The 26,996-nt window shown below is 73.6% G+C and carries 24 protein-coding genes; 17 read left to right on the forward strand and 7 right to left on the reverse strand.

Features of this window, described 5'->3' with window-relative positions:
* Positions 1-147: 147 nt before the first annotated feature.
* Complete coding sequence (locus ABZX85_RS08625) at positions 148-1,014, reverse strand: TetR/AcrR family transcriptional regulator (RefSeq protein WP_355863827.1); 867 nt, start codon at positions 1,012-1,014, stop codon at positions 148-150.
* Positions 1,015-1,209: 195 nt separating this feature from the next.
* On the opposite strand from ABZX85_RS08625, the gene ABZX85_RS08630 reads away from it, so the two are divergent.
* The 12 genes from ABZX85_RS08630 (at position 1,210) to ABZX85_RS08685 (ending at position 12,610) form a co-directional block, all read left to right on the forward strand.
* Positions 1,210-1,323: a putative leader peptide gene (locus tag ABZX85_RS08630; RefSeq protein WP_355863829.1), complete on the forward strand. Its 114-nt coding sequence runs from the start codon at positions 1,210-1,212 to the stop codon at positions 1,321-1,323.
* 92 nt (positions 1,324-1,415) lie between these two features.
* The gene (locus ABZX85_RS08635) at positions 1,416-2,297 is read left to right on the forward strand and encodes a glutathione S-transferase C-terminal domain-containing protein (protein ID WP_355863831.1); all 882 of its coding nucleotides are present in this window, start codon (positions 1,416-1,418) and stop codon (positions 2,295-2,297) included.
* Positions 2,298-2,769: 472 nt separating this feature from the next.
* Positions 2,770-3,747, forward strand: a complete 978-nt coding sequence (locus tag ABZX85_RS08640; RefSeq protein ID WP_355863833.1) for an amino acid ABC transporter permease — start codon at positions 2,770-2,772, stop codon at positions 3,745-3,747.
* Entirely contained in the window at positions 3,744-4,532 is a 789-nt protein-coding gene (locus ABZX85_RS08645; protein ID WP_355863835.1) for an amino acid ABC transporter ATP-binding protein, read from the forward strand. The genes ABZX85_RS08640 and ABZX85_RS08645 overlap by 4 nt, the downstream gene beginning before the upstream one ends.
* Before the next feature lie 109 nt (positions 4,533-4,641).
* Positions 4,642-5,661: an ABC transporter substrate-binding protein gene (locus tag ABZX85_RS08650; protein ID WP_355863837.1), complete on the forward strand. Its 1,020-nt coding sequence runs from the start codon at positions 4,642-4,644 to the stop codon at positions 5,659-5,661.
* Between the two features lie 41 nt (positions 5,662-5,702).
* Positions 5,703-6,650: a GNAT family N-acetyltransferase gene (locus tag ABZX85_RS08655; protein WP_355863839.1), complete on the forward strand. Its 948-nt coding sequence runs from the start codon at positions 5,703-5,705 to the stop codon at positions 6,648-6,650.
* 53 nt (positions 6,651-6,703) lie between these two features.
* On the forward strand, positions 6,704-6,793 hold the full coding sequence (locus tag ABZX85_RS08660; RefSeq protein WP_355863841.1) for a putative leader peptide: 90 nt from the start codon (positions 6,704-6,706) through the stop codon (positions 6,791-6,793).
* A gap of 82 nt (positions 6,794-6,875) precedes the next feature.
* Positions 6,876-8,081: an LLM class flavin-dependent oxidoreductase gene (locus tag ABZX85_RS08665; protein WP_355863843.1), complete on the forward strand. Its 1,206-nt coding sequence runs from the start codon at positions 6,876-6,878 to the stop codon at positions 8,079-8,081.
* A 20-nt stretch (positions 8,082-8,101) separates the two neighbouring features.
* The gene (locus ABZX85_RS08670) at positions 8,102-9,475 is read left to right on the forward strand and encodes an NtaA/DmoA family FMN-dependent monooxygenase (RefSeq protein WP_355863845.1); all 1,374 of its coding nucleotides are present in this window, start codon (positions 8,102-8,104) and stop codon (positions 9,473-9,475) included.
* On the forward strand, positions 9,472-10,536 hold the full coding sequence (locus tag ABZX85_RS08675) for an LLM class flavin-dependent oxidoreductase (RefSeq protein ID WP_355863847.1): 1,065 nt from the start codon (positions 9,472-9,474) through the stop codon (positions 10,534-10,536). Before ABZX85_RS08670 ends, ABZX85_RS08675 begins: the two co-directional genes overlap by 4 nt.
* Positions 10,537-10,553: 17 nt before the next feature.
* Positions 10,554-11,705 carry an LLM class flavin-dependent oxidoreductase gene (locus ABZX85_RS08680; RefSeq protein ID WP_355863849.1) on the forward strand — a complete coding sequence of 384 codons (1,152 nt, stop codon included), beginning with the start codon at positions 10,554-10,556 and terminating at the stop codon, positions 11,703-11,705.
* Between the two features lie 74 nt (positions 11,706-11,779).
* Positions 11,780-12,610: a TauD/TfdA family dioxygenase gene (locus ABZX85_RS08685; protein ID WP_355863851.1), complete on the forward strand. Its 831-nt coding sequence runs from the start codon at positions 11,780-11,782 to the stop codon at positions 12,608-12,610.
* A 219-nt stretch (positions 12,611-12,829) separates the two neighbouring features.
* Here the strand turns inward: ABZX85_RS08685 and ABZX85_RS08690 are convergent, their stop codons facing one another.
* Both ABZX85_RS08690 and ABZX85_RS08695 read right to left on the reverse strand, forming a co-directional pair.
* Complete coding sequence (locus tag ABZX85_RS08690) at positions 12,830-14,269, reverse strand: MFS transporter (RefSeq protein ID WP_355863853.1); 1,440 nt, start codon at positions 14,267-14,269, stop codon at positions 12,830-12,832.
* Positions 14,270-14,444: 175 nt separating this feature from the next.
* On the reverse strand, positions 14,445-15,509 hold the full coding sequence (locus ABZX85_RS08695) for a M12 family metallopeptidase (RefSeq protein ID WP_355863855.1): 1,065 nt from the start codon (positions 15,507-15,509) through the stop codon (positions 14,445-14,447).
* A 94-nt stretch (positions 15,510-15,603) separates the two neighbouring features.
* Here ABZX85_RS08695 and ABZX85_RS08700 point away from each other — a divergent pair, with 94 nt between their 5' ends.
* Positions 15,604-17,448 (forward strand): LuxR family transcriptional regulator, encoded by a 1,845-nt coding sequence (locus ABZX85_RS08700; RefSeq protein WP_355863857.1) that lies wholly within the window; start codon positions 15,604-15,606, stop codon positions 17,446-17,448.
* A 34-nt stretch (positions 17,449-17,482) separates the two neighbouring features.
* Here ABZX85_RS08700 and ABZX85_RS08705 read toward each other — a convergent pair whose 3' ends face one another.
* Entirely contained in the window at positions 17,483-20,086 is a 2,604-nt protein-coding gene (locus ABZX85_RS08705) for a CHAT domain-containing tetratricopeptide repeat protein (protein WP_355863859.1), read from the reverse strand.
* A gap of 370 nt (positions 20,087-20,456) precedes the next feature.
* On the opposite strand from ABZX85_RS08705, the gene ABZX85_RS08710 reads away from it, so the two are divergent.
* Genes ABZX85_RS08710 through ABZX85_RS08720 form a run of 3 tightly spaced genes read left to right on the forward strand, consistent with a single transcriptional unit; the run spans position 20,457 to position 23,022 of the window.
* On the forward strand, positions 20,457-21,884 hold the full coding sequence (locus ABZX85_RS08710; RefSeq protein ID WP_355863861.1) for a S8/S53 family peptidase: 1,428 nt from the start codon (positions 20,457-20,459) through the stop codon (positions 21,882-21,884).
* Positions 21,881-22,519: a sigma-70 family RNA polymerase sigma factor gene (locus ABZX85_RS08715; protein WP_355863862.1), complete on the forward strand. Its 639-nt coding sequence runs from the start codon at positions 21,881-21,883 to the stop codon at positions 22,517-22,519. Before ABZX85_RS08710 ends, ABZX85_RS08715 begins: the two co-directional genes overlap by 4 nt.
* Before the next feature lie 20 nt (positions 22,520-22,539).
* Positions 22,540-23,022 carry a hypothetical protein gene (locus ABZX85_RS08720; protein WP_355864180.1) on the forward strand — a complete coding sequence of 161 codons (483 nt, stop codon included), beginning with the start codon at positions 22,540-22,542 and terminating at the stop codon, positions 23,020-23,022.
* A 42-nt stretch (positions 23,023-23,064) separates the two neighbouring features.
* Here the strand turns inward: ABZX85_RS08720 and ABZX85_RS08725 are convergent, their stop codons facing one another.
* Both ABZX85_RS08725 and ABZX85_RS08730 read right to left on the reverse strand, forming a co-directional pair.
* The gene (locus ABZX85_RS08725) at positions 23,065-24,279 is read right to left on the reverse strand and encodes a cytochrome P450 (protein WP_355863863.1); all 1,215 of its coding nucleotides are present in this window, start codon (positions 24,277-24,279) and stop codon (positions 23,065-23,067) included.
* Between the two features lie 62 nt (positions 24,280-24,341).
* Positions 24,342-25,139, reverse strand: a complete 798-nt coding sequence (locus tag ABZX85_RS08730; RefSeq protein ID WP_355863864.1) for an N-formylglutamate amidohydrolase — start codon at positions 25,137-25,139, stop codon at positions 24,342-24,344.
* A gap of 76 nt (positions 25,140-25,215) precedes the next feature.
* On the opposite strand from ABZX85_RS08730, the gene ABZX85_RS08735 reads away from it, so the two are divergent.
* Complete coding sequence (locus tag ABZX85_RS08735) at positions 25,216-25,557, forward strand: DUF5713 family protein (RefSeq protein WP_355863865.1); 342 nt, start codon at positions 25,216-25,218, stop codon at positions 25,555-25,557.
* Between the two features lies 1 nt (position 25,558).
* Here the strand turns inward: ABZX85_RS08735 and metX are convergent, their stop codons facing one another.
* The gene (metX, locus tag ABZX85_RS08740; protein WP_355863866.1) at positions 25,559-26,884 is read right to left on the reverse strand and encodes a homoserine O-acetyltransferase; all 1,326 of its coding nucleotides are present in this window, start codon (positions 26,882-26,884) and stop codon (positions 25,559-25,561) included.
* Positions 26,885-26,996 lie beyond the last annotated feature (112 nt).

Raw genomic sequence — 26,996 nt, forward strand, 5'->3', positions numbered from 1 at the left:
CCGGGTTCCCGGGCGGCGGCGTCAGGGGTGCCCCCTAGGGGACGCCTCCGGCGTCGTGGAGCGCGGGCCCGGTGAGGGAGGGGCGCCCGGGCAGCGAGAAGCCCCCGCCGGTCGTGCCTGCGGGGGCTGTGGGTCGGACGGGCCGGGTCAGGCGGGGTCGTGGGCCGCCGGTTCCGAACTCGGCTTGCGGGCGCCGGACTTGGCCGTCCTCGCGGACGTGGTCTTCGTCCCGGCCGGGGACTTGGCGGCCGTCGACTTGGCGGCGGCGCCGCGTGACGCCGTCGCCTTGCGGGCCGCGGGCGCCTTCTTGGCCGCGGGAGTGGCCACCGGTTCGGCCGACGCCGGGGGCGGGCCCGTGATGCCGCCGAGGCAGAAGGACCAGACCTCCTCGACCGAGATGGGGGAGGGGTGGGCGCCCACCGGAGCGGCGGGGGCGCGGGCGGTGAACATCGCCGTCTGCATGATGAGGGAGGCGACCCGGCGGGGCTTGGGCGCGGTGGCCTGGCCCGCAGCGACCGCTTCCTCGACCAGCTCCGTGAAGAAGCCGAGCAGCGGGAGGTGCGCGGTGGCGACCTGGTCGGGGTGGGTGACCAGGAGCTGGATGGCGAAGTCGGTGAACAGGGGCGACTGCGCACCGGACTTGGGCTCGGAGGAACGGTAGAGGAGGTCGACCGCGATACGGAGCCTGTCCAGGGGATCGCGGCCGGACGCGGCGGCCTCGCGGATCTCCCCGGCCGACCGCGACAGCGCGTCCTCGAAGAGGGCGAGCAGCAACTCGTGCTTGCCGTCGAAGTGTTGGTAGAAGCTGCGCAGTGACTGACGCGAACGCTCCACGACCTCCTGCACGGTGAAGTCGGTGGTGCCCTTGTCGGCGATCAACTCCTGCGCGGCGTCGAGGAATCGCTGCACGCGCTGTTCCGCGCGGAGCTTCGCGGCCCGGGTGGACCGCTCGACGGCGCGCTGCCGCCAGGCGGGCTCTGGGGTCTCGACCGGTTCTACGGGGACGGCACTCATGAGTAGAACGCTACTCCACGTATGTGAAAAGCGAGTCCGTTCCCCCTACCGAATTCCCCTCCACCGGAAACGAGACCGACATGTTCGATATCCAGAATGCCATTCTCTATTACTCACCCTTCGGACGCCCTCTTGACGCACCCCACCCCTCGATCGACACTCGAACCGGGAATCCTAGTGAACAGGTAGGGAATCATGGGGCGCCTGGAGCCGATCGCCAGCCGGACGAGCCGCACGGCCTGGTCGTCGCCCCTTCTCACCTCCCGCCGCCACATCGACCTGCTCCGCGTGTGCAGCGCACAACGCTGACCGAGACGCCCGCAGGCCCGCACCCCCACCCCCTCCGACGCCGCAACCGCCGCCGCGCGTACGCCCCCGCGCGCCCGCCCCCGGGGAGACTCATGTCCATCACACCGCTGGCCGCCCACACGTACGACCGCCCGGCCCCCGCCTTCCGGGGCCGCATCGGCCACGACGCCCGCAGCGGCCACTACGCCGTGCCGCGCCGCTACCGCCTCCACCTCTCCACGGCCGACCCCGACGGCCTGCGCATCGCCGTCACCCACGGCCTGCTCCGCCTCGACGCGGCCTGTCCCGTCACGTTCCTGCCCGCCGTCCCCGACTGTCCCGACGGCGGCCACGCGAGCCTGCGCCCGCTGTACGACGCGAGCGCGCACCGCTACCGGGGCCCGGCCCTCGCACCCGTCCTGAGCGACGACTGGTCGGGCCGGATCGTCTCCACCCATGGCCCGGACATCGCCCGCGACCTCGCCCGGCACTTCGGCGGCGGCCGGCCCTCGCTGCACCCCTGCGGCACCGAACCGCGGATCGAGGCGGCGGTACGCCTGTGCGCCGCGATCGAACGGGCCGCCCAGCGCGCGGGCGAGGCGGCGGTGCCCGTGACGGAACGCGCCGAGGCCCTCGACGCCCTGCTCGACTCCCTCGGCCTCCTGGACCGACGCCTGCGCGAGGAACGGTATGTGACGGGCGATCACATCACGGCCGCGGACGTCGAGTTGTGGGTCACCCTCGTCCAGCTCGACACCGTGCACCGCCACCACCTCGACGCCGCCGCCGTCCAGCAGGTCACCGGCCACCACGCCCTGTGGGCCTACGCCCGCCACCTCACCGCCCACCCCGCGTTCGGCACCCACCTCGACCTCGACGGCATCGACCGCCGCCACCGCGCCCGCTGCCAGGGCCTGGAAGCCGCCGGTTCCGCTGTCCAGATCCTGGACTGGGCGGCGTACCGAGCCGACGAGAACCGGACCCACCAGGGCTGATCCGGTCCGAAACGTGGACAGGCGTTGACAAGCCCCCGGGCAACTGGGTTACTTGCGAACCAGAACAGTCTTTCGATCCACGCCGCACGCCGCCTCACGGCCGCACCCCGGCCGTGAGCCACGCAGCAGAAGCAGAGGACGACATGTACGCAGCTCTCAGGACGGCGCCCCGCCGCTCCCAGGGCTGCGCACGCCCCTGCCTCAGCGACCTCGTCGCCGACCGCGCCGTCGATCTCCTGCGCGTCAGCAGCGCACTGTGTACCGCACCGGGCCGTGCCCGCTGTCGGGTCTGACCTCGAAGCCGACCCCGACCGCAGCGCCCTCGCCGGCCACCGCTTCCGCGGTGCGCCGCCCGCAGCCCCCGAACCCCGGTCCCGTACGCACCCGTTGACCGCGCCCGCTCCCCGAGGAGCCGTGCGTCCACGGCCGCCGCCCGCGACCCGGGGCAGCCCGCCTCCCGCCGGAGCCCCTCATGAGCGAATCAACGGGCGCCGTGTCCCTCGCCACGGCACCGCCACCCGACGTACCGTCAAAAACCCTCACAGCGCAGCGAGTTCAGCCGCTGCGCCGCCCCGGACGCTGGATCGCCACCGCGATCGTCCTCGTCCTGTCCGCCCAGTTCGTCCACGGACTGGTCACCAACCCGTTCTACCAGTGGGACCGCTTCGGCTACTGGTTCCTGCGCCCGACCATCGTCGACGGACTCCTCATCACCCTCGAAGTCACCGCCTACAGCGCGGTGCTGGGCCTGTTCGGCGGCGTCCTGCTGGCCCTCGCCCGGCTCTCGAAGAGCCCGGTGCTGCGGGCGGTCAGCTGGACGTACATCTGGGCGTTCCGCTCGATCCCGCTGATCGTCGTGCTGCTGTTCCTCTACAACTTCAGCGCCCTGTACCAGACGTTGAGCGTCGGCGTCCCCTTCGGCCCGGCCTTCTTCACCTTCGACGAGTCCCGGCTCGCGACCGACATGGTCATCGCCGTCGTCGGCCTCAGCCTCTACGAGGCCGCGTACGCCGCCGAGGTCGTCCGGGGCGGCGTCCTCTCCGTCGACCAGGGCCAGCACGAGGCCGCCGCCGCGCTCGGCCTGCCCAAGGGCTACCAGTTCCGCCGGATCGTCTTCCCGCAGGCCCTCAGGTCGATCGTCCCGAACTACGTCAACCAGCTGATCGGCCTGGTCAAGTCCACCTCGCTGGTCTTCTACGTCTCGCTCCTCGACCTCTTCGGCGCCGCGCAGACGATGGGCTCCACCTACCCCGGCGACATCGTCCCGCTGCTGCTCGTCGTGACCGTCTGGTACCTGATCCTCACGAGCCTCGTCTCGATCGCCCAGTTCTACGTCGAGCGGTACTACGCGCGCGGCGCCATCCGCACCCTGCCGCCCACCCCGCTCCAGCAACTGCGCGCTGCCTACGGCCGGTTCAGGGAGCGCCTGCGCAAGGAGGCCGCCGTATGACCGCCGCCACGGCCGCTGTCGCCGCCCCCGCCGCCGTCGAACTCCACGACGTCCACAAGTGGTTCGGCAGCCACCGGGTCCTGGACGGCATCGACCTGACCGTCCGTCCTGGCGAGGTCACCGCGCTGCTCGGCCCCTCCGGCTCCGGCAAGTCCACGCTCCTGCGCGTCATCAACCACCTGGAGAAACCCGAACGCGGCTACGTCAGCGTCAACGGCGAGCTCATCGGCGTACGCAAGAACGGCGACCGGCTGAGGGAGTTGAGCGAGCGCGCCATCCTCGCCCAGCGCTCCAGGATCGGCTTCGTCTTCCAGAACTTCAACCTCTTCCCGCACCTCACCGTCCTCGACAACGTCGCCGCCGCCCCCGTCGCGACCGGCCGGCTCGGCAGGCCCGCCGCGCAGGAACTGGCCCGTGAACTCCTCGACCGGGTCGGTCTCGCCGACAAGTCGGGTGCCTATCCACGGCAGTTGTCCGGCGGCCAGCAGCAGCGCGTCGCCATCGCCCGCGCCCTCGCGCTGCGCCCCGGCGTCATCCTCTTCGACGAGCCGACCTCCGCGCTCGACCCCGAGCTGGTCGGTGAAGTCCTCGCCGTCATCAAGGACTTGGCGACGAGCGGCACCACCCTCCTGATCGTCACGCACGAGATCGGCTTCGCCCGCGAGGTCGCCGACCGTGTCGTGTTCCTGGACGCCGGAAGGATCGTCGAACAGGGCCCGCCCGAACAGGTGCTGGACAAGCCGCAGCACGAACGGACCCGCGAGTTCCTCGCGAAGGTCCTCTGAAGCCAGGGTCCTCCCAAGCCAAGGTTCTTCGAGGCCAAGGTCCTTTGAGACCAAGGTCCTCTGAAATCACCCCCCTTCGACCCACGCACCACGAAACCTAAGGACAGCCATGCCCGCGCCCCTCTCCCGACGTGCCCTGATCCGAGGCATCTCCGCGGCGGCCGTCGCCGCCACCCTCGCCGGCGGGCTCGCCGCCTGCGGCGGGGACAGCGAGGCCGCCACCACCACCGACTCCTCGGGCTCCGTCACCATCGGCCGCTTCTCCAACGGGGCGGCGAAAGAAGCGACGTTGAAGGTGTCCGAGGTGAAGTCGATCAGCGCCGAGGTCCCCGAGGCGATCCGCAAGCGCGGCACACTCGTCATCGGCAGCGGCTCCCTGCCCTCAGGCTCCGCGCCGCTCGGCTACGTCGGCGACGACCAGAAGACCCTCACCGGCGCCGAACCCGACCTCGCCCGCCTGGTCGCCGCCGTCCTCGGCCTCAAGACCGAGAACAAGCGGTTCACCTGGGAGAACCTCTTCGTCGGCATCGACAGCGGCAAGGTCGACGCCGGCTTCTCGAACATCACCGACACCGAGGAGCGCAAGCAGAAGTACGACTTCGCCTCCTACCGTCAGGACAACCTCGGCTTCGAGAAGCTGAAGTCCAACTCCTGGAAGTTCGACGGCACTTACCAGAGCCTCGCGGGCAAGACCGTCTCCGTCGGCGCCGGCACCAACCAGGAACGCCTGCTGCTGGAATGGCAGAAGAAGCTGAAGGCCGAGGGCAAGAACCTCACCGTCAAGTACTTCCAGGACAGCAACAGCACGTACCTGGCCCTCAACAGCGGCAAGATCGACGCCTACCTCGGCCCGAACCCGAGCCTGTCGTACCACGTCACCCAGACCGCCAAGTCGCCCTCCCCGACCGCCATCGCGGGCACCTACTCGGGCGCCGGCGAGACCCTCCAGGGCCTCATCGCGGCGACCGTCAAGAAGGACAGCGGCCTCGTCAAGCCGCTGGCCGACGCCATCAACTACCTGATCGAGAACGGTCAGTACGCGAAGTGGCTCGAATCCTGGAACCTCGCCAACGAGGCCGTCACCAAGTCCGAGATCAACCCGCCCGGCCTGCCCCTCACCAACTCCTGACACTCCGTCGACACCGCACCGGCCGAAAGGACTCCGCCTCCGTGACGCACCCGAACGACCCCCGCGGAGGCGGGGCCCCGGCCACCACCTCACCCCACCCGGCCGCCACGGCGCCCCACCCCGTAGCCACCGCACCCCACCCCCTCGACAACGCCGTCTGGTCCGCCCTCACAGGCCCCCACGCCCACCTCGCCGACCGCCTCGGCCGCGCCGCCCGCTACCCCGCCGACGTCTACGCCTTCGCCGCCCTCGACGACCCGGCCGACCCCGCCGCCTGGACCGACCTCCACCGCCTCGCCGGCCCCGCGACCGCCGTACGCGTCAAGCCCGTCGACGCGGTCCCGGGCGGCTGGGAGCCGATCCGGGAGGGGTACGGCGTGCAGCTCGTCGCCACCTCGCTGCGCGCCGAACCCGACCCCGAGGCGGTACGGCTCGGACCGGACGACGTCCCCGAGATCCTGGACCTCGTCGCCCGCACCCGGCCCGGACCGTACCTGAAACGGACGATCCTGCTCGGCACCTACCTCGGCATCCGGCACGAGGGACGGCTGATCGCGCTCGCCGGGGAACGGCTGAAGCCGCCCGGCTGGACGGAGATCAGCGCCGTCTGCACCGACCCCGCGCACCGGGGCCGGGGGCTCGCCACCCGGCTGATCCGCGCCGTCGCCGCGGGCATCCGCGAGCGCGGGGACACCCCGTTCCTGCACGCCGCCGCCGACAACGCGAACGCGATCCGGCTGTACGAGTCGATCGGCTTCGAACTGCGGCGGTCGTCGCGGATCGTGGAGGTGCGGACCCCGGCACGGCCCGCCCCACCCGCGACCGGTGCGGCCGACCGGCAGGCCGACCGCCCGGACGCCGGACCAGCCGCCGGGCTTGCCACCGGCCCCGCCGTCGGGCTCGCCGTCGAGCCCGCAGAATCGATTTCGCACAAAAGTTCGAGAAATTCCGGGAAATCGGGAACACGGCGGGAGACCGGCCCGTTGTGACGGATGAGAGCCACGACCGGGCCGCACAGAGCGAGAGGGAAGGGGGGACGGCAGTGACCGACATCCACATACGCCACGCCGCGCACCTCCACTCCCGGCCCCACATCGACCTCCTGCGCGTGGCCGGCGCGCTCTGTAGCTGACCGTCCCGCAGCCCCGCCGCCGTGCCCGCGCCCCGGGCCGCCCCGGCGACCTCGTACGGACCTCCAGGAAGGCACTCCACCCGTGTCCCCTTCATCACCCACCCCTCTGCACCTCGCCGTAGCCCTCGACGGCACCGGCTGGCACCCCGCCTCCTGGCGCGAGCAAGTCGCCCGCCCCCGCGACCTGTTCACGGCCGGATACTGGGCCGACCTCGTCGCCGAGGCCGAACGCGGCCTGCTCGACTTCGTCACCATCGAGGACGGCCTGGGCCCCCAGTCCTCCCGCTTCCTCGACCCGGACGACCGCACCGACCAGGTCCGGGGCCGCCTCGACGCCGTCCTGATCGCCTCCCGCGTCGCCCCGCTCACCCGGCACATCGGCCTCGTCCCCACGACCGTCGCCACCCACACCGAGCCCTTCCACATCTCCAAGGCCATAGCCACCCTCGACTACGTCAGCACCGGCCGCGCCGGCCTGCGCGTCCAGATCACCGCCCGCCCCGCCGAGGCCGCCCACTTCGGCCGCCGCACGATCCCGCGCATCGAGGCGTACGACGAGAGCGACCCCGACACCCTCGCCCTCGTCACCGACCTGTTCGACGAGGCGGCCGACCACGTCGAGGCGGTCCGCCGCCTGTGGGACAGCTGGGAGGACGACGCGGAGATCCGGGACGCCGCGACCGGCCGCTTCGTCGACCGGGAGAAACTCCACTACATCGACTTCGAGGGCCGTCACTTCAGCGTCAAGGGCCCCTCCATCACCCCCCGCCCGCCCCAGGGCCAGCCCCTCGTCACGGCCCTCGCGCACGCGACGGTGCCCTACCGGCTGGTGGCGCGCGCGGCGGACGTCGGCTTCGTCACCCCGCACGACACGGACGGGGCGCGGGCCATCGTCCAGGAGATCCGCGCCGAACAGGAGGCCGCGGGCCGCGCCGGCCGGCCGCTGCACGTCTTCGCCGACCTGGTCGTGTTCCTCGACGACGACCCGGCCGAGGCCCGGGCACGCCGGGCCCGGCTCGACGAGGTCGCGGGCGAGCCGTACACCAGCGACGCGCGGATCTTCGCCGGCAGCCCCGCCGAACTCGCCGACCTGCTCCAGGAGTTCCAGACGGCAGGGCTCACCGGGTTCCGGCTGCGCCCCGCCGTCGTGGGGCACGACCTGCCGGCGATCAGCCGGGGCCTGGTCCCCGAACTCCAGCGGCGCGGCGCCTTCCGCGAGGCGTACGAGGCCGACACCCTGCGCGGGCTGCTCGGCCTGACCCGTCCCGCCAACCGATACGCCGCCTGAGCGCGAGGGAGAGACCGACGATGAGCAAGCCGCTGAAGCAGATCCACCTCGCCGCCCACTTCCCCGGCGTCAACAACACCACCGTCTGGAGCGATCCGCAGGCGGGCAGCCACATCGAGTTCAGCTCCTTCGCCCACCTCGCGAAGACCGCCGAACGCGCCAAGTTCGACTTCCTGTTCCTCGCCGAGGGCCTGCGCCTGCGCGAACAGGGCGGAAAGATCTACGACCTGGACGTCGTCGGCCGCCCCGACACCTTCACCGTCCTCGCCGCCCTGGCCGCCGTCACCGACCGCCTCGGCCTGACCGGCACGATCAACTCGACGTTCAACGAACCGTACGAGGTGGCCCGCCAGTTCGCGAGCCTCGACCACCTCTCCGCCGGCCGCGCCGCGTGGAACGTGGTCACCTCCTGGGACGCGTTCACCGGCGAGAACTTCCGGCGCGGCGGCTTCCTCCCGCAGGACGAGCGCTACTCCCGCGCCAAGGAGTTCCTCGCCACCGCCCACGAACTCTTCGACTCCTGGCGGGGCGACGAGATCCTCGCCGACCAGGCCACCGGCGCCTTCCTCGCGGACGCGAAGGCGGGTTCGTTCGTCCACACCGGCAAGCACTTCGACATCCACGGCCGGTTCAACGTGCCGCGCAGCCCCCAGGGCCGCCCGGTGATCTTCCAGGCCGGGGACTCCGAGGAGGGCCGCGAGTTCGCCGCCGCCGAGGCCGACGCCATCTTCAGCAGGCACGCGCAACTGGACCAGGGCCGGGCGTTCTACGCCGACGTCAAGAGCCGCCTCGCCAAGTACGGCCGCCGCGCCGACCAGCTGCTGATCCTCCCCGCGGCGACGTTCGTCCTCGGCGACACCGAGGAGGAGGCCCGCGACACCGCCAAGGAGGTCCGCCGCCAGCAGGTCAGCGGGGCGACGGCCCTCAAGCACCTGGAGTTCGTCTGGAACCGCGACCTCTCCGCGTACGACCCCGAGGGGCCGCTGCCCGACATCGATCCCGATGTCGGCGCCGAGCACATTTCCCGGGGCCGCGCCCAGGTCAGGATGTACCGTGACCCGCTGGCCACCGCCCGCGAGTGGCGGGAGCTCGCCGAGGCCAACAAGTGGTCGATCCGGGACCTCGTCATCGAGACCGGCAACCGCCAGAACTTCGTCGGCACCCCCGAGACGGTGGCCCGCACGATCGACGAGTACGTCCAGGCGGACGCCGCCGACGGCTTCATCCTCGTCCCGCACATCACCCCCGGCGGACTCGACGACTTCGCCGACAAGGTCGTCCCGATCCTCCAGGAGAAGGGCGTCTTCCGCGCCGACTACGAGGGCACCACCCTGCGCGACCACCTCGGCCTCGCCCACCCCGACGAGGTGCGGGAAACCCGGGCGGCGTCGTGAAGTTCCTCGCGATCACCCTCATCGTCCACCGCCCCGACCCCGTCACCGGCGTCCAGAAGTCCACCCAGGACCGGTTCCGGGAGGTCCTCGACAACGCGCTGCTCGCCGAGGAACTCGGCTTCGACGGCTTCGGCGTGGGGGAGCGGCACGAACGGCCGTTCATCTCCTCCTCGCCGACCGTCGTCCTCAGCCACATCGCCGCCCTCACCCGCCGCATCCGCCTCTTCACCGCCGTCACCACCCTCAGCCTCCTCGACCCCGTCCGCGCCTACGAGGACTACGCCACCCTCGACCACCTCTCCGGCGGCCGGCTCGACCTGATCATCGGCAAGGGCAACGGGGCGGCGCAGCGCGAGCTGTTCCACGTCACCCCCGAGGACCAGTGGGAGCGCAACGCCGAGAGCTACGAGGTGTTCCGGCGGCTCTGGCGGCAGGACAAGGTCACCGCCGACACCCGCTTCCGCCCGCCGCTGACCGACGCGGAGGTCTGGCCGAGGCCCTACCAGCAGCCGGTCCGGGTCTGGCACGGCAGCGCCACCAGCAAGGAGTCCGTCGACCTCGCCGCCCGCTACGGCGACCCGCTGTTCTCGGCGAACGTCACGAACCCCATCGAGCCGTACGCCGAGCTGATCCGCTACTACCGCGAGCGGTGGGAGCACCACGGGCACGACCCGGCGGCGATCGCCGTCGGCGCGGGATCGGCGGGGCTGTACGTGGCGCGGACCTCGCAGGAGGCCGTCGAGACGTACCGGCCGGTCTTCGAGAGCACCCGTGACTTCCAGCGCCGGGCCGGGCTGCCCGTCGTGTTCGAGACCGTGGAGGACTTCGTCGAGCGCAGCTCCGCGCTCATCGGCAGCCCGCAGCAGGTCATCGAGAAGGTCCACCGCTACCACGCCGAGTTCGGGCACACCGTCCTGCATCTCCACGCCGACGCCGGCGGACTGACCGACGCGCAGCACCGGGACTCCCTGGAGCGGTTCCAGGGGGAGGTCGCGAGCGTGCTGCGCAAGGAGATCCCCGACCCGCCCTTCGACTGGGCCCCCGTACGGCCCGCCGTCTGACAGAAGGAGAACCCGCCATGTCCGGTACGCCCCTCGGCATCCTCGACCTGGTGCCGATCTCCTCCGGTTCCACCGCCGCCGACGCCCTGCGCAACTCGGTCGACCTCGCCCGGCACGCCGAACGCCTCGGGTACACGCGGTACTGGTTCGCCGAGCACCACCTCAACCCCGGAGTCGCGGGGACGTCCCCGGCGGTCGTCCTCGCTCTCACCGCGTCCGCCACCTCCACCATCCGCCTCGGCTCCGGAGCCGTACAGCTCGGCCACCGCACGGCGCTGAGCACGGTGGAGGAGTTCGGCCTGGTCGACGCCCTGCACCCGGGGCGGCTGGACCTGGGGCTGGGGCGGTCGGGGGGACGGCCGACCGGGAGAGGAGGCCCGGCGCAAGCCCCGCCGGCCGGCGGAACCACCCGCACCCCGGTCCACGACGGCCGGACCGTGAACGGCCTCCTCATCCCGCCCCCGTTCTCCTTCGAGGCGGTCATGGGCTCCCCGCGCTTCGCGCTCCAGCGCGGACTGCTCCAGCTCCCCGGTGCCCGCTCCCAGGAGTACGCCGAGCAGATCGACGATATCCTCGCCCTGCTCGCGGGGACCTACCGCTCCCCGGAGGGGGAGGAGGCGCACGTCGTGCCCGGGGAGGGCGCCGGCATCGACGTGTGGATACTCGGCAGCAGCGGCGGCGAGAGCGCCGAGGTCGCGGGGGAGCGGGGGCTGCGGTTCGCGGCGAACTACCACGTCAGCCCGGCCACCGTCCTGGACGCGGTGGACGCCTACCGCGCCCGCTTCAAACCCTCCCCGGCCCTCGACCGCCCGTACGTCAGCGTCTCGGCGGACATCGTGGTCGCCGACACCGAGGAAGAGGCCCGCGAGGCCGCCACCGGCTACGCCCTCTGGGTGCGCAGCATCCGCACGGCGGAGGGCGCGATCCCCTTCCCCACCCCCGACGAGGCCCGAGCCCACCGCTGGACCGACGCCGACCGCGCTCTCGTCCAGGACCGGGTCGACACCCAGTTCGTCGGCACCGCCGCCCAGGTCGCCGACCGGCTCGAACAACTCCGGGAAGCCACCGGGGCCGACGAGCTGCTCCTGACGACCATCACCCACGCCCACCCCGACCGGGTCCGCTCGTACACCCTGCTCGCACAGGAGTGGTCCCGCAGAGGCCACTGACCGGCCCGCCCACCCGACGCGCGAACCCCCGAAGTGACAAGCCTGGCCTCTTCATCCCACCGAAGGAGACGGACATGAGCACCCTCACCACCCAGGACACCGGCCCCGTGGTGCACCGCGCCGGGCCGAGGTTCGGCGCCGAGATCACTGGCGTAGACCTGACCCGCCCGGTCGACGAGCCCACCGCCGACGCCCTGCGCGAAGCGTTCGCCGAGCACAAGGTGCTGGTCTTCCGGGGACAGCACCTGACCCCCGCCCAGCAGGTCGAGGCCGTGCGGATCTTCGCGGAACCCTTCGACCACCCGACGGCACTGCGCCACCCCGACCACCCGCTGGTCTACCCCTACGACGTCGTGAAGACCGGCAAGGCCGGCACCTGGCACATCGGCGGCCTGTGGCGGACGCCGGTCTTCGCGATCGAGTCCCTCGTGTACGAGGAGGTCAGCGAACTCGGCGGGCACACCCTGTGGGCCGACCTCCAGGCCGCGTACGACGACCTGTCCGCACCGTTCAAGGACCTCCTCGCGTCGGTGAACGCCGTGTACGACGGGAACGCGGCGAACTACGCGCAGGGCAGCCGCAAGGACGCGCCCGGTCCGCCCGTCGAGCACCCCGTCGTCCTCGAACACCCCCTCACCGGCCGCAAGGGCCTCTTCCTCAGCACCTCCGCGAAGCGCCTCACCGGCGTCACCGACCAGGAGGGCAAGGCCCTCCTCGACCACCTCCTGCGCCACGCCTCCTCCCCGGACTACACCATCCGCTTCGGCTGGCACCCCGGCGATTTCGTCCTCTGGGACAACCAGGCCACCTGGCACTACGCCATCGACGACTACGGCACCGGCCCCCGCCGCTACCGCAAGGTCCTCGCCACGGAACCACTGAGGCCGGCGACACGGACGGCATAGCGCCGACGGACAGCAGGGGCTGAACCGGGGCTGAAGGGGGGCGGGGCCGAGGCCGGGAAGGCGAGGCTCGGCAGCACGACCGGACGACCGCGTACGAGAGTCCCGGCAGGCCCTGCGCTACCCGGACCGGCAGAAAGCCCCGCCCCCCCGGGAGGCCCCGGCCTCGGTAGGTCCCCTTTCCTCGGGGGAACACCCCCCACCCCGAGGGACCCCCCACCCCTACACCCCCTCCCGCGAAGCCCGCCCCTCCACCCCCGCCTCCCCAGCCACCCGCGCCCCCGTCCCCCCACCCGTCCGAGGCAACCCCAGACACACCCCCACGGCCACGGCCAACAGCCCCGCACACACGAGACACGCCTCCGCGAACGCCCGCCGAGGTTCCTCGGACGCGCCCCGCAGATAGATCCCGGTCACCGCGCTGAGGCACACCGCCGCCGACACCCGCTGCGTCATCTGGAGAATCCCGCCCGCGACCCCGGCCGCCTCGGCGGGAGCGTGGTGCAGGACGCGCGCCTGGTTGGGGGAGACGGCGAGCCCGGAGGCGGCGCCGGAGGAGAGCTGGAGGGCGGCGAGGGCGTAGGGGAGGGCGGCGGGCGAGAGGACCGTCGCCGCCAGCGCCTCCGCGAGCAGCGTCAGCGCGCCCAGCGTGAGCCCGACGGTCACCGTCCGGTCGCCCAGCCGCCGTACGACCCGCCAGGCCACGGCCGAGGAGACCCCCATGGAGGCCGCGCCGAGCGCGGTGATCCCGGCGGCGGTCAGCGCGGACAGCCCGAGACCGCTCTGGAGGAACAGCGCGAGGACGACCGTCCCGGCCATGGACGAGCCGAACTGCGCCATGGCGACGAGCGTGCCGAGCCCGTAGCGCGGGGAGCGCGTCAGGGCCGGATGGATCAGGGGCGCGCGGCCCCGCCGTACCCGCAGCCGCTGGGACAGCGCCAGCGCGGCGGCCGAGACGAGGGCGGCGGCGAGCCAGGCGAGGGGCGGGCCGCCGGTGATGAAGGGGAGCATCGCGGACAGCGTCAGGGCGGCGACGCAGAGGAGACCGAGCGGGTCGAGGCCGCCGTCGGGGGCGGTCCGGGCCGGTTTCGGGAGCCGGCGGGCGGCCAGCCAGAGTGTGACGAGCCCGCACGGCGTGCTGAGCAGCAGGCACAGCCGCCACCCCGTGCCGCCGCCGCACAGGGTGACGAGCAGACCGCTGAGGGCCGGGCCGAGCGCGGCCGAGACACCGCCCGTGACCGCGTACCAGCCGAGCGCGCGAGCCCGCTCCTGCCCCTGGAAGACGTCCTGGATCGTGCCGATGACCTGCGAGTTGACGAGCCCGGCGCCCGCGCCCTGAAGCAGCCGCGCCGCGATGACGGTCTCGGCGCGGGTACCGGTCGCGGCGATCAGCGCGCACACCAGGAACAGCGACAGCCCCGCAAGGAACAGATGCTTGCGCCCTCGGACGTCCCCGAGCCGGCCGCCCGGCACCAGCGTGAGCCCGAACGCGAGCGAGTACCCCGACACGATCCACTGCACGTCCCCGGCGCTCGCGCCGAGGGACTGCCGCAGCGACGGCACGGCGATCGTGAGGACCGCCTGGTCCAGCAGTGTGGTGACACCGGCCGCCAGACAGACCGTCAGGACCCGCCGGGGCGCGGACGAGGACGTCGGGCGCATACCGGCATGCTCACACCACCGGAACGCCCCTGTCCCGGCCGCGACGATCTTTTCGTACGACCGCAACAAGTCGTTCGCGACCGGTCGCCCGCCGGTGCGGCCGGGCCGTCCCACCCTCCCCCGAGAGCGGACGGCCCGGCCTTTCCCCCGGCGCAGGACTGTGGTCCGTGGGCGGTCACCAGCACATGACCGCCGTCTGCCCCGCCCCCCAGGCCGAGTACAGACGCATGCGTACGAAGTAGCGGCGGCCCTTGACGAGCCGGGCGCGCAGCGTCGCGTTCCCCGGCGTCCCGCCGTCGTCGTCCCCCGCGAGGAAACGCGGCTCCCCCTCGCGCTCCTCGAAGAGGACGACGACGGCGTCGCAGTCGCCGAACGCGGCGAGCTGGTACTCGCGGGTCTCGGGTGGCTCCAGCACGAAGTCGGCCTGCTCACCCGGCCCCAGGGACAACGGCACCGAGCGGAACGGCGTCAGCGTGAGGGGCCCGGGGGTCAGCGGCGGCGGATACCAGCGCTGCACGAACTCCTTGTCCAGCGCGGACAGCGCCCCCGGCGGATGCACACCCTGCCGGAACTGCTCGGGCTCCAGGATCAGGCCCGCAGGGAAGGGGTACTCCATCACCGACTGCGGGTCCCACACCGTGCCGTTGACCTCGGTGGCGTCGAGCTTGCGCAGGATGTTGACGTACGTCCGCTCGCGGCTCCAGTGGTTCGGCGGGCCCGCGAGGTCGGCGTACACCGCCTCCTCGTCCCAGTGGATCGCGGCGTACGGGCTCTGGTGTTCGTGCTGCATGCCCAGCGCGTGGCCGATCTGGTGGAGCGCCGTCGCCCGTTCGCCGGGGGCCGTGAGGTCCCAGCCGAAGTTCATCGTGCGGTCGTGGAGCCCGGCCAGGAGCGCGTCGCGGCCCACGGCGGACCAGGAGCCGTCGCCCTCCTGGAACCCTATGCGCACCTCGGCCTCGGACCGCTCGCCGACCTCCGCGAACGTCACGCCGATGCCGAGCCCCTGCCACTCCCGGAAGCAGTCGCGCACGACCTCGCGCTGGGCCTCGCCACCCGCCCACGAGACCCGCCGGCTCCCCCCGGTGCCGGCGTTCTCGGAGTCGAAGAAGCAGTAGTGCAGAACCGTGCCGTTGACCCACATCCGCCGCCCGCTCATGAGCGCGCCGTGCCGCTCGGCGGCGAGGCCCGGGGTGAACCCGGGCTCCGGCTGCCGGACGAGCGAGCAGTAGCGGGTGGTCATGGCTCCAGCGTGCCCGGTCCAAGGTCACCGCGCCTGAGTCGGGAGCTACTCAAGTCACCGTGTATCAGACCTGAGTACCCCCGCTCATGATGACGTGACGACTCTCGCAAGCGACCCCAAGTCCCTCGATCTGCCGTGGCCGTTCACCGGCCGCGAGGAGGAACTCGCCCTGGTCCGCCAGGCCCTGACCGCCACCCGCCCCGGCATGATCCTCACCGGTCCGCCCGGCCACGGCCGCACCCGCCTCGCGGCGGAGGCCGTGCGCGACCTCGAACCCGGGCGGGCGCGAGGGGCGTCGAGAGAGACGCGGGGACGTTCGGCGCGCGGCCCCTTCGCGGCCGGGCGGGGCACCGGCGCGCGCGGGGCACGGGGCCGCACGGCAGCCCTCACCGGCCCGCACGGCAGGGCCACCGCCGCGACCGGCACGGTCACCGACCCGCACCCCCGGGGAGCCACCCCGTACGCGCGCGTGGCCGGCACCCCCGAGACCCGTCACCTCCCCTTCGCCGCCTTCGCCCACCTCCTCCCCGAGGACGTCACGCTCCACCGCGCGGTCGAACTCCTCGCCCCCGTCCGCCTGCTGCTCGTCGACGACGCCCACCTCCTGGACGACTCCTCCGCCGCCCTCGTCCACCAGCTCGCCGTCCAGGGCCGCACCCGCCTCCTGGTCGTCACCACCGAAGGCGCCCCCGCCCCCACCGCGATCACCCGCCTGTGGGCCGACGAACTCCTCCCGAGGCTCGTCCTCGGCCCGCTCCCGTACGACGGCACGGCACAGCTCCTGTCGTCCGGCGCGGGCGTCCCGCTCGACGCGCTCACCGTCCACCGCCTGCACCGCCTGTGCGGAGGAGACCTGAGGCTCCTGCGGGACCTGGTGGACGCCCTGCGCGAACAGGACCTGCTCGTACCGGCCGGCGCCGGGGACGACGCGTACGCCTGGCGGGGCCCCCTCCCGGTCACCCCGGCCGTCCGGGACCGGGCGTCCGGCGTCCTCGCGCGCGCGGGCGCCGAGCGCGAGACCCTCGACCGGCTGGCGTTCGCGGAACCCCTCCCGGTGCGCGCCGCCGCCCTCGACCTGGCCGTCCTGGAACGGCTGGAGGCGGACGGCCTCATCGAGGTCGCCGACGACACGGCCGTACGCCTCGCGGACCCCCTGCACGGCCCGGTCCTGCGTGCCGTCGCGGGCCGGCTCAGGGCGCTGCGGCTGACGGGCGGGCGGGAGCCGTACGAGGCGGCACTGGCCGAGGAGTCCGCCGAACTGGTCCGGCGGATGGGCGCGGCGGACGTGCGGGACATGCACGCGCCCGTGGGGGAGTGGCTCGTCGCCGAGGGGGAGCCGGTCGCGGCGGTCCACGCGTGCGTGCGGGCACGGTTCGCGCGGCTGCGGGGCGAGCTGCGGCAGGCGGTGTCCTGGGCGCGCGAGGGGCTCAGGCACAGCCCCGGGGACGCGTCCTGCCGTACGGAGCTGGCGTGGGCCGAGGACGGGGGTGTGCATCCCGACGAGACGCGGGCGGCGGGCGGGGTGTTCGCGCACTACGCGCGGGCGCTCGCGCGGGGGGACGCGGCGGCGCTGGACGAGGCGGCGCGGGAGCTGGAGGAGCGGGGCTTCCTGCTGTACGCGGCACAGGCGCGCTCCCGGGCCGCGCAGACGCACCGCGACCCCCGGGCCGCCCGTGCCGCACGCACGCGTGCCGTCGCGCTGGCCCGCCGCTGCCAGGGCACCGGCACCCCCGCCCTGTCGGGCCTCGCCCTCGACGAACTCACCGCCCGCCAGCGCCAGATCGTCACCCTCGCGGCGGCCGGCCTCAGCAACCGGGAGATCGCCGAACGCCTCACCCTGTCGATCCGCACGGTCGGCAACCACCTCTACAGCGCGTACACGCGCCTCGGAGCGAGCGACCGGGGCGCCCTGTCGTGGCTGGTGGGGCAACCGGCGTGAACGCGACGGGGGCGACGGGTCCCGGCGCCGTCCCTCAGGCCGCCCCGAACGCCGTGAACGCCCACCCCGTCGCCTGATGCAGCGCGTCCCCCGGCACCGCCCGGCGCGCGTCCCGCAGGGCCTCCGCGAGTGTGCGGCCACCGGCGAGGCTCTTGTGGAGGGCCAGCATCAGCGGGACGACGGCGGCGTCGTTGACGGGCGCGCTGCTGGCGAGGACCCCGGCCGTGCCCAGCGGCAGCAGGGCGGTGACGAGGCCGAGGAGCTCGTCGGCGCCGACGGAGGCGAGGCGGGCGGTGTCGCAGCTGGAGAGGATGATCCGGTAGGGGCTGCGGTCGAGCCGTTCGAAGTCGTGCACGATCAGCGGCCCGTCCGCCATCCGCAGGGACGAGAACAGCGGGCTGTCCGCGCGGAACGTGCCGTGCGCGGCGATGTGCGCGAGCGCCGCGCCGTCCAGCTCCGAGAGCACCCGGGGCACGCGCGCCCCGTCGTGCTCCAGGACGACGGGACGGCCGTACCGCCCGGCCACCTCCGGCACCTCGGCCCCGCCGGACGCGAGCCCGGGACCGCGCACCAGGACGTGCCGTCCGCCCGCCGGCGGCAGCGTCTCCTTGGCCCGCAGCCAACTGCTCGCCGACGGCGACACGCTCAGGACGCGTTCGCGCAGCGCCGGCAGCAGCGCCCACGGCACGCGGTGCAGGCGCGCGGGCGGCACGACGACCACCGGGCCGTCCCCGAGCCGTTCGGCGGCCGGCCCGAGCAGCAGCTCCTGGAGCCGGCGGCCCATCTCCTCCACCAGCGGCAGCCGCCCCTCCGCACCGGGGTGCGCGAGCCTGCGCAACGCCGCCTGGACGTGCTCGGCCTCCCGCTCCGCGTCCGCGAGCAGCCCGCCCGTGAACCGGCGCACCCGGCCGCCCCCGACGAGCAGCACCTGCACCCGCCCGTCCAGCACGGCGAGTTCGACGAGCCGCCCGTCCTCCAGCCGCTCCAGCAGCCGCTCCACGTCGAACCGGTGACCGTACCCGGGGGACTCGCCCCGGATGTGCAGGGTCCTCGACCGGATCTCCCGCTCCAGACGCTTCTGCTCGCGCTCCAGGGCGGGCAGGGGACGCCCGGAGATACGCGCCTGCTCCGCCTGGTCGGCGATGACCCGGAAGGCCGTCAGACCGCTCAGCAGGGCCGCGTCGGCGGGCGGCCGGGTGGGCGGCGCGGACAGCACGGTGGCCCGCCACCGCTCGCTCCACAGCAGCAGTTGGCGCGGCCCGCCCCGCTCCAGGCTCACCTGCTGCGCCAGCGCGGCGAGTTCGGCGCCCTGCGCCGTCGCCCGCGCGCGCAGCTCCGAGGCGCCCAGCGTCATCCGGTGGTCGTCCAGGACGTCCAGACCGCGCCGGCACGCCTCCAGGACACCCCGCCCGGAACCCGCCGCGCGCGCCCGCAGGGCCTGCGCCGCCCAGCCCGTCACCCGGGCCAGGGGAGGGCCGCTGTGGCGGCTGCGGGCGGCCAGCGCGAGATAGTGCTCGGCGTCCGACGTCCAGTCCAGGCCGAGCGCGATCCGGCCCGCCAGCAGCCACGCCTCCGGGGCGGCCGGAGCCCCGAACGACGCGAGCCGCCCGGCGACCCTCGCGGCGTCCGCGACGAGCCGCCCCGACCCCCGCCCCGCCGTCAGCTTCGCCTCGATGAGCACCAGTTGGGCGTGCGCCTCCCACCAGGAGCGCCGCTGCGCCGCGAACAGCCGGACCGCGACCGCCGCGCGGGCGATCGCCGTGCCCGTGTCGCCCGCGAGCCGGGCCGCCTTCGCCGCCGTCAGCAGCAGCTCCGCCTTGCGCGTGGACTGTCCCCGGATGCCCTCCAGGACGCCGATCGCCGCGTCCGCCTCGGACAGCGCCTCCGGGGCGAGCCCCGCCGCCATCAGGACCTCGCTGCGCCGGATGTTCAGCATGATCCCCGGGGTGCCGAGCTTCGCGTACCGCTCGGCGGCGTCGTCCAGCAGGCTCAGCGCGCGCGGGATGTCGCCCGAGCGGAACGCGGCGATCCCCTGGCTCTCCAGGGCGTCCGCCTTGTCGTGCTCCTGGTCGGTGGTGTCCCACAGGGCCTGCGCCGCCGCGTAGTCGGCCTCCGCGCGGTCCACCGCGCCGAGCGCCAGATGCACCGTGGCCCGCAGGTTCAGCGCCCGTGCCGTCCAGATCGTGTCCCCGACCTGGCGCAGCACCGGCACCGCCCGCCGCAGGTCCTCCAGCGCCTCGGGATGGTGCCCGAGCACCTCCCAGGAGTACGCCCGCCGGAACAGCACGCGCGCGCGGGTGTGGCCCGTGCCGCGCTCGACGCCCCGCTCGAACGCGGCGAGGCCCTGCCGGGTACGGCCCGCGTGGACCAGGGCGACCCCCAGGGTGCCCAGGATGTCCGCCTCGCGGTCGGCGGAGTCCGCGCGGGCCGCCAGCGCGCCCGCGCGGCGCAGATGCTTCAGGGCCAGCCGCAGATCGCCCCAGTCGCGCTGCCAGATGCCGATCACCTGATGGGCGACCGAGGCGTGCAGAGCGGGCGGGTCGGCGCGGAGCAGTTCCTCCGCCCGCGCCAACGCCTCATGGGGGGCGGCGAACACCAGAGGCAGCAGTTCGAGGACCGGTTCGTGTGCCGCTGTCACCCCACGGATGGTATCGGGCAGCGGAGCGCATCACACCGGTTGGGGCGCTTCCGACGGAACGCCGCACGGCCGGCCCGGCGCCACGCGCGGCGCGCACTCCGGCGCACGTCCCGCCACGCGCCCCCACCAGGACGACCCGACAGTGATCCACACGACACCGGGCCCCTCCGCGCCCACCCTCCCCGACCCCGGGAACGATCCCCTCCACCCCCTCCCACCTGCACGAACACCACCAGCCCCACCCCTCGCCCCCGCGCGCGAGGCACACGCCGCGCCCCCACCGCGCACCGCGCCACCGCTCACTGCCTGTATCAACGGCTACCTTCGCGGCTCTGACTGAAGACCATCGCCTCAGGGGAAGAGGACAGCCATGGCGCCACAGCGATTCCACGAGCAGTTCGGCCACATACAGCGTTCGATGCCGGACGTGCCGCTCGCCATGGGTCCTGACGATCTCGGGGAGTTCGTGTACGAGAAGGGCGTGGTGCTCGCGCGCGACGGCGAGGAGGCGCGTCTCGTCGAGGACACCGTGCGCGCGCACTTCACCGAGGCACCGAGCCTCACCGCCGACCACATCCGCCGCGCCGGACCCGCCACGAACCGCTCGGGCATCACCCGCATCCAGGTCGGCGACCCCGGCCAGGGCATCCGCGCGGGCGGCGACGACCAGTCCGTCGCCCACGCGCTGCGCGCCCTCACCGCCCGCGAGGGCCGCGCCGGACACCGCCTGATCAGCCGCAACCACGTCGTCCACATCGCGACCAACGCCTGCCCCGGCGACGAGCCGGTGCCCGCCGCCCGCGCCGACGGCGTCAACCCGGCCCCCTCGGACGCCGTGCACGACCCGGACACCGCCGTCTCCGTCCTGGTCATCGACAACGGCCTCACCCACGACTACCGCGCCTGCCCCGCCCTCGGGCACGTCTCGGGCGACGCGCAGGTCAGCGAGACCGACGACCAGGGCGTCCTGCGCCAGTACGCCGGCCACGGCACGTTCATCGCGGGCCTGCTCACCGCCGTCGCCCCCAACACGGACGTCACCGTCCGGGGCACCCTCAACGACGCGGGCGCCATCCTGGAGTCGGAGTTCGGCGAGCGCCTCTTCGACGCCGTCGAGGACGGCTGGCCCGACATCCTCAGCCTCTCCGCCGGCAGTGTCAACGGCCGCACGGACGGCCTCCTCGGCGTCGAGGCGTTCATGACCGCCCTCCAGGCGCAGCGCACGCTCCTGGTGGCCGCCGCCGGCAACGACAGCAGGGCCACGCCGTTCTGGCCCGCCGCCTACGCGGGCCTGCCCGAGCACGCCGACGCCGTCCTGTCGGTCGGCGCACTGCGCACCGACGGCGCGTACGGCGCCTGCTTCACCAACTACGGCCCCTGGGTGAAGGTCTACGCCCCCGGCGAGCGCCTCGTCAGCGCGCTCACCGGCTTCGAGACGCCCGTGCCGTACGTCTACCAGCACTCCACCTACGACACCTGCCGCTACGGCTTCGGCTACGCCTGCACCTGCTGCTCCCCGCGGCACACCGGCGCCCTCAGCGACCCGGCGGAGAAACCCGATCAGGTGATGTTCGAGGGGTACGCCGCGTGGAGCGGCACCTCCTTCGCGACGCCCGTGGTCGCCGGTCTCGTCGCCGCCTGGATGACCGCGAGCAAGGAGACCGACCCGCGCGCGGCGGCCCGGGGCCTCCTCACGGCCTGCGCCGACTTCGCGGAGGTGCGCGGCGAGCACGTCACGGCGCTGCGCCCGCCGACCTGGCTCCCGGCGCCCGCCGGGCAGCTCGTCGCCCACTCATGAGGGCCGTCGCCACCCCCGTCACGGCGTACGATGACAGGCCGTACACGAGGGGTGGGGCCGTGGACCGTACAGATGTCGGCGCGCTCGTCCAGGCCGCGATCGACGGTGACGCGGCGGCCTGGAAAGCGCTGGTGGAAGGGCTCAGCCCGCTGGTCTGGTCGGTGGTGCGCGCCCACCGGCTCTCCGAGGCCGACGGGCACGAGGTGTGCCAGACCGTCTGGTTCCGCTTCGCCCAGCACCTGGGGCGCATCCGCGAGCCCGAGAAGGCGGGCGCCTGGCTCGCCAGCACCGCGCGCAACGAGTGCCTGAAGGTCATCAAGAGCCTCAAGCGCCTCACCCCGACCGACGACCCCCAGGTCCTGGACCGGGTCAGCGAGGAGCGCACCCCCGAGCAGTCCGTCCTCGACTCCGAGGAGGCGGCGGCGCAGAGCGAACGCGTCCGACGCCTCTGGGAGGAGTTCGAGGCCCTCGGCGAACGCTGCCGGGAACTGTTGAGGGTGCTCATCGCCTCGCCCCCGCCCAGCTACCAGGAGGTGGCGGACTCGCTCGGCATCGCCGTCGGCAGCATCGGACCGATGCGCCAGCGCTGCCTGCGCCGTCTGCGCGCCCGCCTGGAAGGCCGGGGGTCGAAGTGAACCACGACGTGTACGACGGGATGGACGAACCGATGAACGAGGCGCCGCACGACGCCGAGCCCGGCGACGATTTCGAGGACGACTGTCTGGAGGAGGAACTGCGCCAGGCCGCCGCGATCCTCGACCCCGTGCCCCCGGAGGTGTACCGCACCGCCCTGGAGGCGTTCGCTCTGGTCGACCTCGACGCCAAGATCGCCGGGCTCACCTTCGACTCGCTGACCCACGGCATCCCGGTCCGGGGGGTGACGGACGCGCCGCGCATGCTGACGTTCGACACCGGCGAGCTGACGGTCGACGTCGAGGTCACCCCGCATGGCATGTTCGGCCAGCTGATGCCCCCGCAGGCGGCCCGTATCGAGGTCCTCGGCGGGGCCCGGACGACCGTCGCGCTCGACGCCGACGAACTGGGCCGGTTCACCAGCGACGACCCGCTGTCCGGCCCGTTCGCCCTCAGGGTGCGGGCCGGCGCGGACGTCGTCGTCACGGAGTGGCTGCGGGCCTGAGCATCACCGGGAGTCCCGAGCACGATCGGGAACCCCGGGGCGTCACCAGGTGACCGGCAGCGTCCGCGGTCCCCGGATCATGGTCTTCTTCCGCCACTCGACCTGGTCCGCGGGAACCGCGAGGCGCAGCTCCGGCAGCCGCCTCAGCAGGGTCTCCAGCAGCAGGTCGATCTGGAGGCGCGCCAGGACGGCCCCGGTGCAGTAGTGGACGCCGTTGCCGAACGCGAGATGCGGGTTCGGGTCCCGGCCCACGTCGACGACGTCCGGCGCGGGGAAGACGTCCGGGTCGCGGTTGGCGGCCAGGTACGACACGTACACCGGCTCGCCCGCGCGGATCACGTGCCCGGCCAGTTCGACGTCCTCCAGGGCGATGCGGGCCAGGCCCACACTGCTGCGGTGCGGGATGTAACGGAGGAGTTCGTCGATCAGGGGGCCGCGCGCGTCCGGCCGTTCCCGCATTCTGACCAGCAGTTCCGGGCGGGTCAGCAGCAGGTACAGCATCTGGCCGACGTTGTGCGTGACGGCCTCCCCGCCGATCTGGAGCGGCCCCGCGAGCCCGATCGCCTCCTCCTCCCGCACGTCCCCCCGTGCGATCGCCGCCCCCAGCAGCGTGTACACGTCCTCGCCCGGCTCCCCGGCCCGCGCCCGCACGGTCTCGGCGATCCACCCGTACAGCCCCTGTTTCGCCCGCTCCGCGCCCTCCGCGCCGCCGGACGTCGAGATGATCTCCCGCGTCCACGCGTGGACCCGCGCGCGCTCCGCCTCCGGGACCCCCATCACCTCGCTCACCACGGCCAGCGGGAACGGCTCCAGGACGCGCGCGACGAGATCGGCGGGCGGCCCGTCCCGGACGACGCCGTCGATCAGGTCGTCGAGGATCGCCTGCGCGGTCGGGCGCAGCCGCTTCATACCGCCGACCGTGAACGCGCCCGCGACCGCCCTGCGCAGCCGGTTGTGGTCGGGCTGGTCCGCGAACGCCAGCGACCCCGGACGTGGACCGAAATGTGGGGCCATCCGCGTGACCTGGCACTTCGTCACCTCCGCACGGCTGAACCGGGGATCGTTCGTCACCGCCCGCACATCGTCGTGGCGGGTCGCGAGCCAGGCCCAGCCCTCGCCGAACGGCAGCCGGACACGGGTCAGCGGGCCCTCGCGCATCAGCTCCGCGAGGAACGGGTCGAAGGCGGTGCCCTCCAGATCGGGGGTGGGCCAGTCCCGGACGGCGGGCAGCGCCTGTGCGGTGATCTCCTCGGTCATGCGTCCACCTTCACCGGGGGAGGGCGGGGTGTCGCGCCGGAGTGCTCCTTCTCAGGGGCGTGTCATCCCGGGACCGTGTCCACGAGAGCGGCGAGGGCCGCCGCGAGCGGGTCCAGGCCCGGTCCCGCCGGGCCGCCGGGCTCCGTCATGTAGACGTCCCGGCGGACCTCGATCATCAGCGCCGAGACCCGCGCGTCCGACCCGTAATACTCCAGGGGGACGTACGTTCCGCCGAACGGGCTGTCCAGCCCCACCTCGAACCCCGAGAAGGCGTCCCGGGCCGCGGCGAGCAGGCCCGGGGGCGTGTGGAACGGGTCGGTGCCCAGACAGACGGCGGGCCGCTCGCCGCCGCCGTGCAGCTCGTACGGCAACGGGGAGCTGGGGTAGGAGTGCACGTCGAGCACCACCGCCCGCCCCGTCTCCCGCAGCCGCCCGGCCACGGCCTGGCTCATGGCCCGCGCGTACGGCCGGAAGTAACGGTCGATCAGAGGCTGGGCATCGGCCGTGTCGTCCCGTAGTACTTCCTGGTGAGTCGTCCGGGTGTACACGGCGCCCATCCCGACCGCCCGCATCTCCTCCCGCTCGTCCGGGAACCGCTCCGGGTCCACGACCAGCCGCGACAGCAGGTTGACGAACCGCCACGGGCGGACGGCCGACCGGTCCGCCGCGTACCGCGCGATCTCGGCGGTGTGCGCGTCCACGATGTGGTCCGACTCCCGCTCCAGCGCCGCGTCCCCGAGGACGATCCCGGCGCGCACCTCCGGCGGGATCTCCCGCGCGGAGTGCGGGACATGCAGGATCACGGGGGAGCCGGCCGCGCCGGGGACGTACGTGAAGGACGGCGGTACGGCATCGGCCATGGCTGCTCCCGGGGCGTTGTCAGTGGCGTGGTGCACCATCGGATCAAGGTGTCACACGGACGACGGGGGAGGACCGATGGGTTTCGGGAACGAGCAGGTGGCGGGGCGGGTGTTCCTGGAGGCGCTGTACGAGGACGACTACTTTCCCGACCACCTCCTGGACAAGGGGCGCGCGATCCTCGTGCGGCTCTGCGAGCGGATCGAGGCGGAGCGGCCCGCGGATCTCGCCGCGCTGTACGTCCTGACGCACGCGGCGACGGAGGAGTTCAACGGCCTCGAAGCGGAGTTCGAGGCCGCCGGGAGCGAGTTCGAGACCGTGGCGCGGGAGGAGATCGGCGGCGAGTTCTGGTTCGTGGCGGGGGCGTACGGCTTCGGCGACGCCGACGGGGAGGAGCTGATCGCGCCCCGGGACTGGTGAGTCAGGGGAGGAGTTCCCTGATCAGGGACGACACCTGGGCGGTCTCGACGAGGAAGCCGTCGTGGCCGTGCGGGGACTCGATGACACGGAGGTGGTCGGCGGTGGGAATGAGGGAGGCGAGTTCGGCTTGCTGGGACAGGGGGTAGAGGCGGTCGCTGTCCACGCCGGCCACCAGCGTGGGCGCGGTGACACGGGACAGGGCCTGACGCGGGCCGCCCCGGGAGCGGGCGACGTCGTGGGCGTTCATCGCCTCCGTGAGGACGACGTAACTGGCCGCGTCGAACCGGTGGACCAGCTTCGCGGCGTGGTGGTCGAGGTAGGACCCCACCTGGTAGCGACCGCCGGTCCAGGGGTCCTCGCCGGGCTGCGGGGCCCGGCCGAACCGCTGCCCCAGCTCGGGTTCGCTGCGGTAGGTGACGTGCGCGAGCCGGCGGGCGAGACCGAGGCCGGTGCCGGGGCCGACGGGGAGGTCGTGGTAGTCGCCGCCGTGCCAGTGGGGATCGCTGCGGATCGCCCGTACCTGGATGTCCGCCCAGGCGATCTGCTCCGCGCTCGCCGCCGCCGTCGTCGCCAGCAGCAGCAACCGCCCCACCCGCTCCGGACACGACACCGCCCACTCCAGGGCCCGCATCCCGCCCATCGACCCGCCCACCACCAGCGCCCACCGCTCGATCCCGAGCGCATCGGCGAGCGAGACCTCGGCGGCGACCTGATCACGCTGGGTGAGGAAGGGGAAGGCACCGCCCCAGACGGGGGCGTGGTCCCGCGGGGACTCGGTGCCGGTACGGGGGGCGGTCTGAGCCGGGGAACTCTGCGGGGCACCGGGAGCGTTGGGACCGCCGGAGCTGCCGGAGCTGCCGGAGCTGCCGGAGCTGCCGGAGCTGCCGGAGCTGCCGGAGCTGCCGGAGCTGCCGGAGCTGCCGGAGCCGGTCGGCTCTCCCTCGGCTCCTCCGAGAACCTCGGCCTCTCCGAGAACCCCGGCCTCCTCGAACCCGTCCCCCCGCTCCACACCACCCCGCCGAGAAGCCGGCCCCGTGCTCCCCTGGCACCCGCCCAGCACGTTCGCCGCGACGACGAACCAGCGGTCGGTGTCGAGGGCGAGGCCGGGGCCGATCACCCCGGTCCACCAGCCCGGTGTGGGATGGCCCGCCCCGGCGGGACCGGCGGCGTGGCTGTCGCCGGTGAGGGCGTGCAGGACGAGGACCGCGTTGGAGCGGTCGGGGGAGAGCCGGCCCCAGGTCTCGAAGGCGAGGCGGGCGGAGGGGAGTTCGCCGCCCGCCTCCAGGGGGAGGGGGCCCGGCAGGGGATGCCAGCGCCGCCGGCCCACAGGGTCCCCCTCCCGCCAGGCCCCGGTCGGGTTCCCCTCGGGCCGTGTCCCGGTCGGGCCTCCTTCCTGCCAGGCCCCCAACGGGCCCCCCTTCTGCCAGGCCCCGGTCGGG

The sequence above is a fragment of the Streptomyces sp. NPDC004539 genome (assembly GCF_040610055.1).
GTDB lineage: Bacteria > Actinomycetota > Actinomycetes > Streptomycetales > Streptomycetaceae > Streptomyces.

Coding starts and splice junctions, on each gene's coding strand:
- ABZX85_RS08635 (WP_355863831.1), top strand. CDS start 1,416: ATGTCCATCACACCGCTGGCCGCCCACACGTACGACCGCCCGGCCCCC.
- ABZX85_RS08695 (WP_355863855.1), bottom strand. CDS start 15,509: ATGACCACCCGCTACTGCTCGCTCGTCCGGCAGCCGGAGCCCGGGTTC.
- ABZX85_RS08645 (WP_355863835.1), top strand. CDS start 3,744: ATGACCGCCGCCACGGCCGCTGTCGCCGCCCCCGCCGCCGTCGAACTC.
- ABZX85_RS08715 (WP_355863862.1), top strand. CDS start 21,881: ATGAGGGCCGTCGCCACCCCCGTCACGGCGTACGATGACAGGCCGTAC.
- ABZX85_RS08685 (WP_355863851.1), top strand. CDS start 11,780: ATGAGCACCCTCACCACCCAGGACACCGGCCCCGTGGTGCACCGCGCC.
- ABZX85_RS08640 (WP_355863833.1), top strand. CDS start 2,770: ATGAGCGAATCAACGGGCGCCGTGTCCCTCGCCACGGCACCGCCACCC.
- ABZX85_RS08630 (WP_355863829.1), top strand. CDS start 1,210: ATGGGGCGCCTGGAGCCGATCGCCAGCCGGACGAGCCGCACGGCCTGG.
- ABZX85_RS08730 (WP_355863864.1), bottom strand. CDS start 25,139: ATGGCCGATGCCGTACCGCCGTCCTTCACGTACGTCCCCGGCGCGGCC.
- ABZX85_RS08725 (WP_355863863.1), bottom strand. CDS start 24,279: ATGACCGAGGAGATCACCGCACAGGCGCTGCCCGCCGTCCGGGACTGG.
- ABZX85_RS08625 (WP_355863827.1), bottom strand. CDS start 1,014: ATGAGTGCCGTCCCCGTAGAACCGGTCGAGACCCCAGAGCCCGCCTGG.
- ABZX85_RS08680 (WP_355863849.1), top strand. CDS start 10,554: ATGTCCGGTACGCCCCTCGGCATCCTCGACCTGGTGCCGATCTCCTCC.
- ABZX85_RS08690 (WP_355863853.1), bottom strand. CDS start 14,269: ATGCGCCCGACGTCCTCGTCCGCGCCCCGGCGGGTCCTGACGGTCTGT.
- ABZX85_RS08650 (WP_355863837.1), top strand. CDS start 4,642: ATGCCCGCGCCCCTCTCCCGACGTGCCCTGATCCGAGGCATCTCCGCG.
- ABZX85_RS08720 (WP_355864180.1), top strand. CDS start 22,540: ATGGACGAACCGATGAACGAGGCGCCGCACGACGCCGAGCCCGGCGAC.
- ABZX85_RS08710 (WP_355863861.1), top strand. CDS start 20,457: ATGGCGCCACAGCGATTCCACGAGCAGTTCGGCCACATACAGCGTTCG.
- ABZX85_RS08670 (WP_355863845.1), top strand. CDS start 8,102: ATGAGCAAGCCGCTGAAGCAGATCCACCTCGCCGCCCACTTCCCCGGC.
- ABZX85_RS08735 (WP_355863865.1), top strand. CDS start 25,216: ATGGGTTTCGGGAACGAGCAGGTGGCGGGGCGGGTGTTCCTGGAGGCG.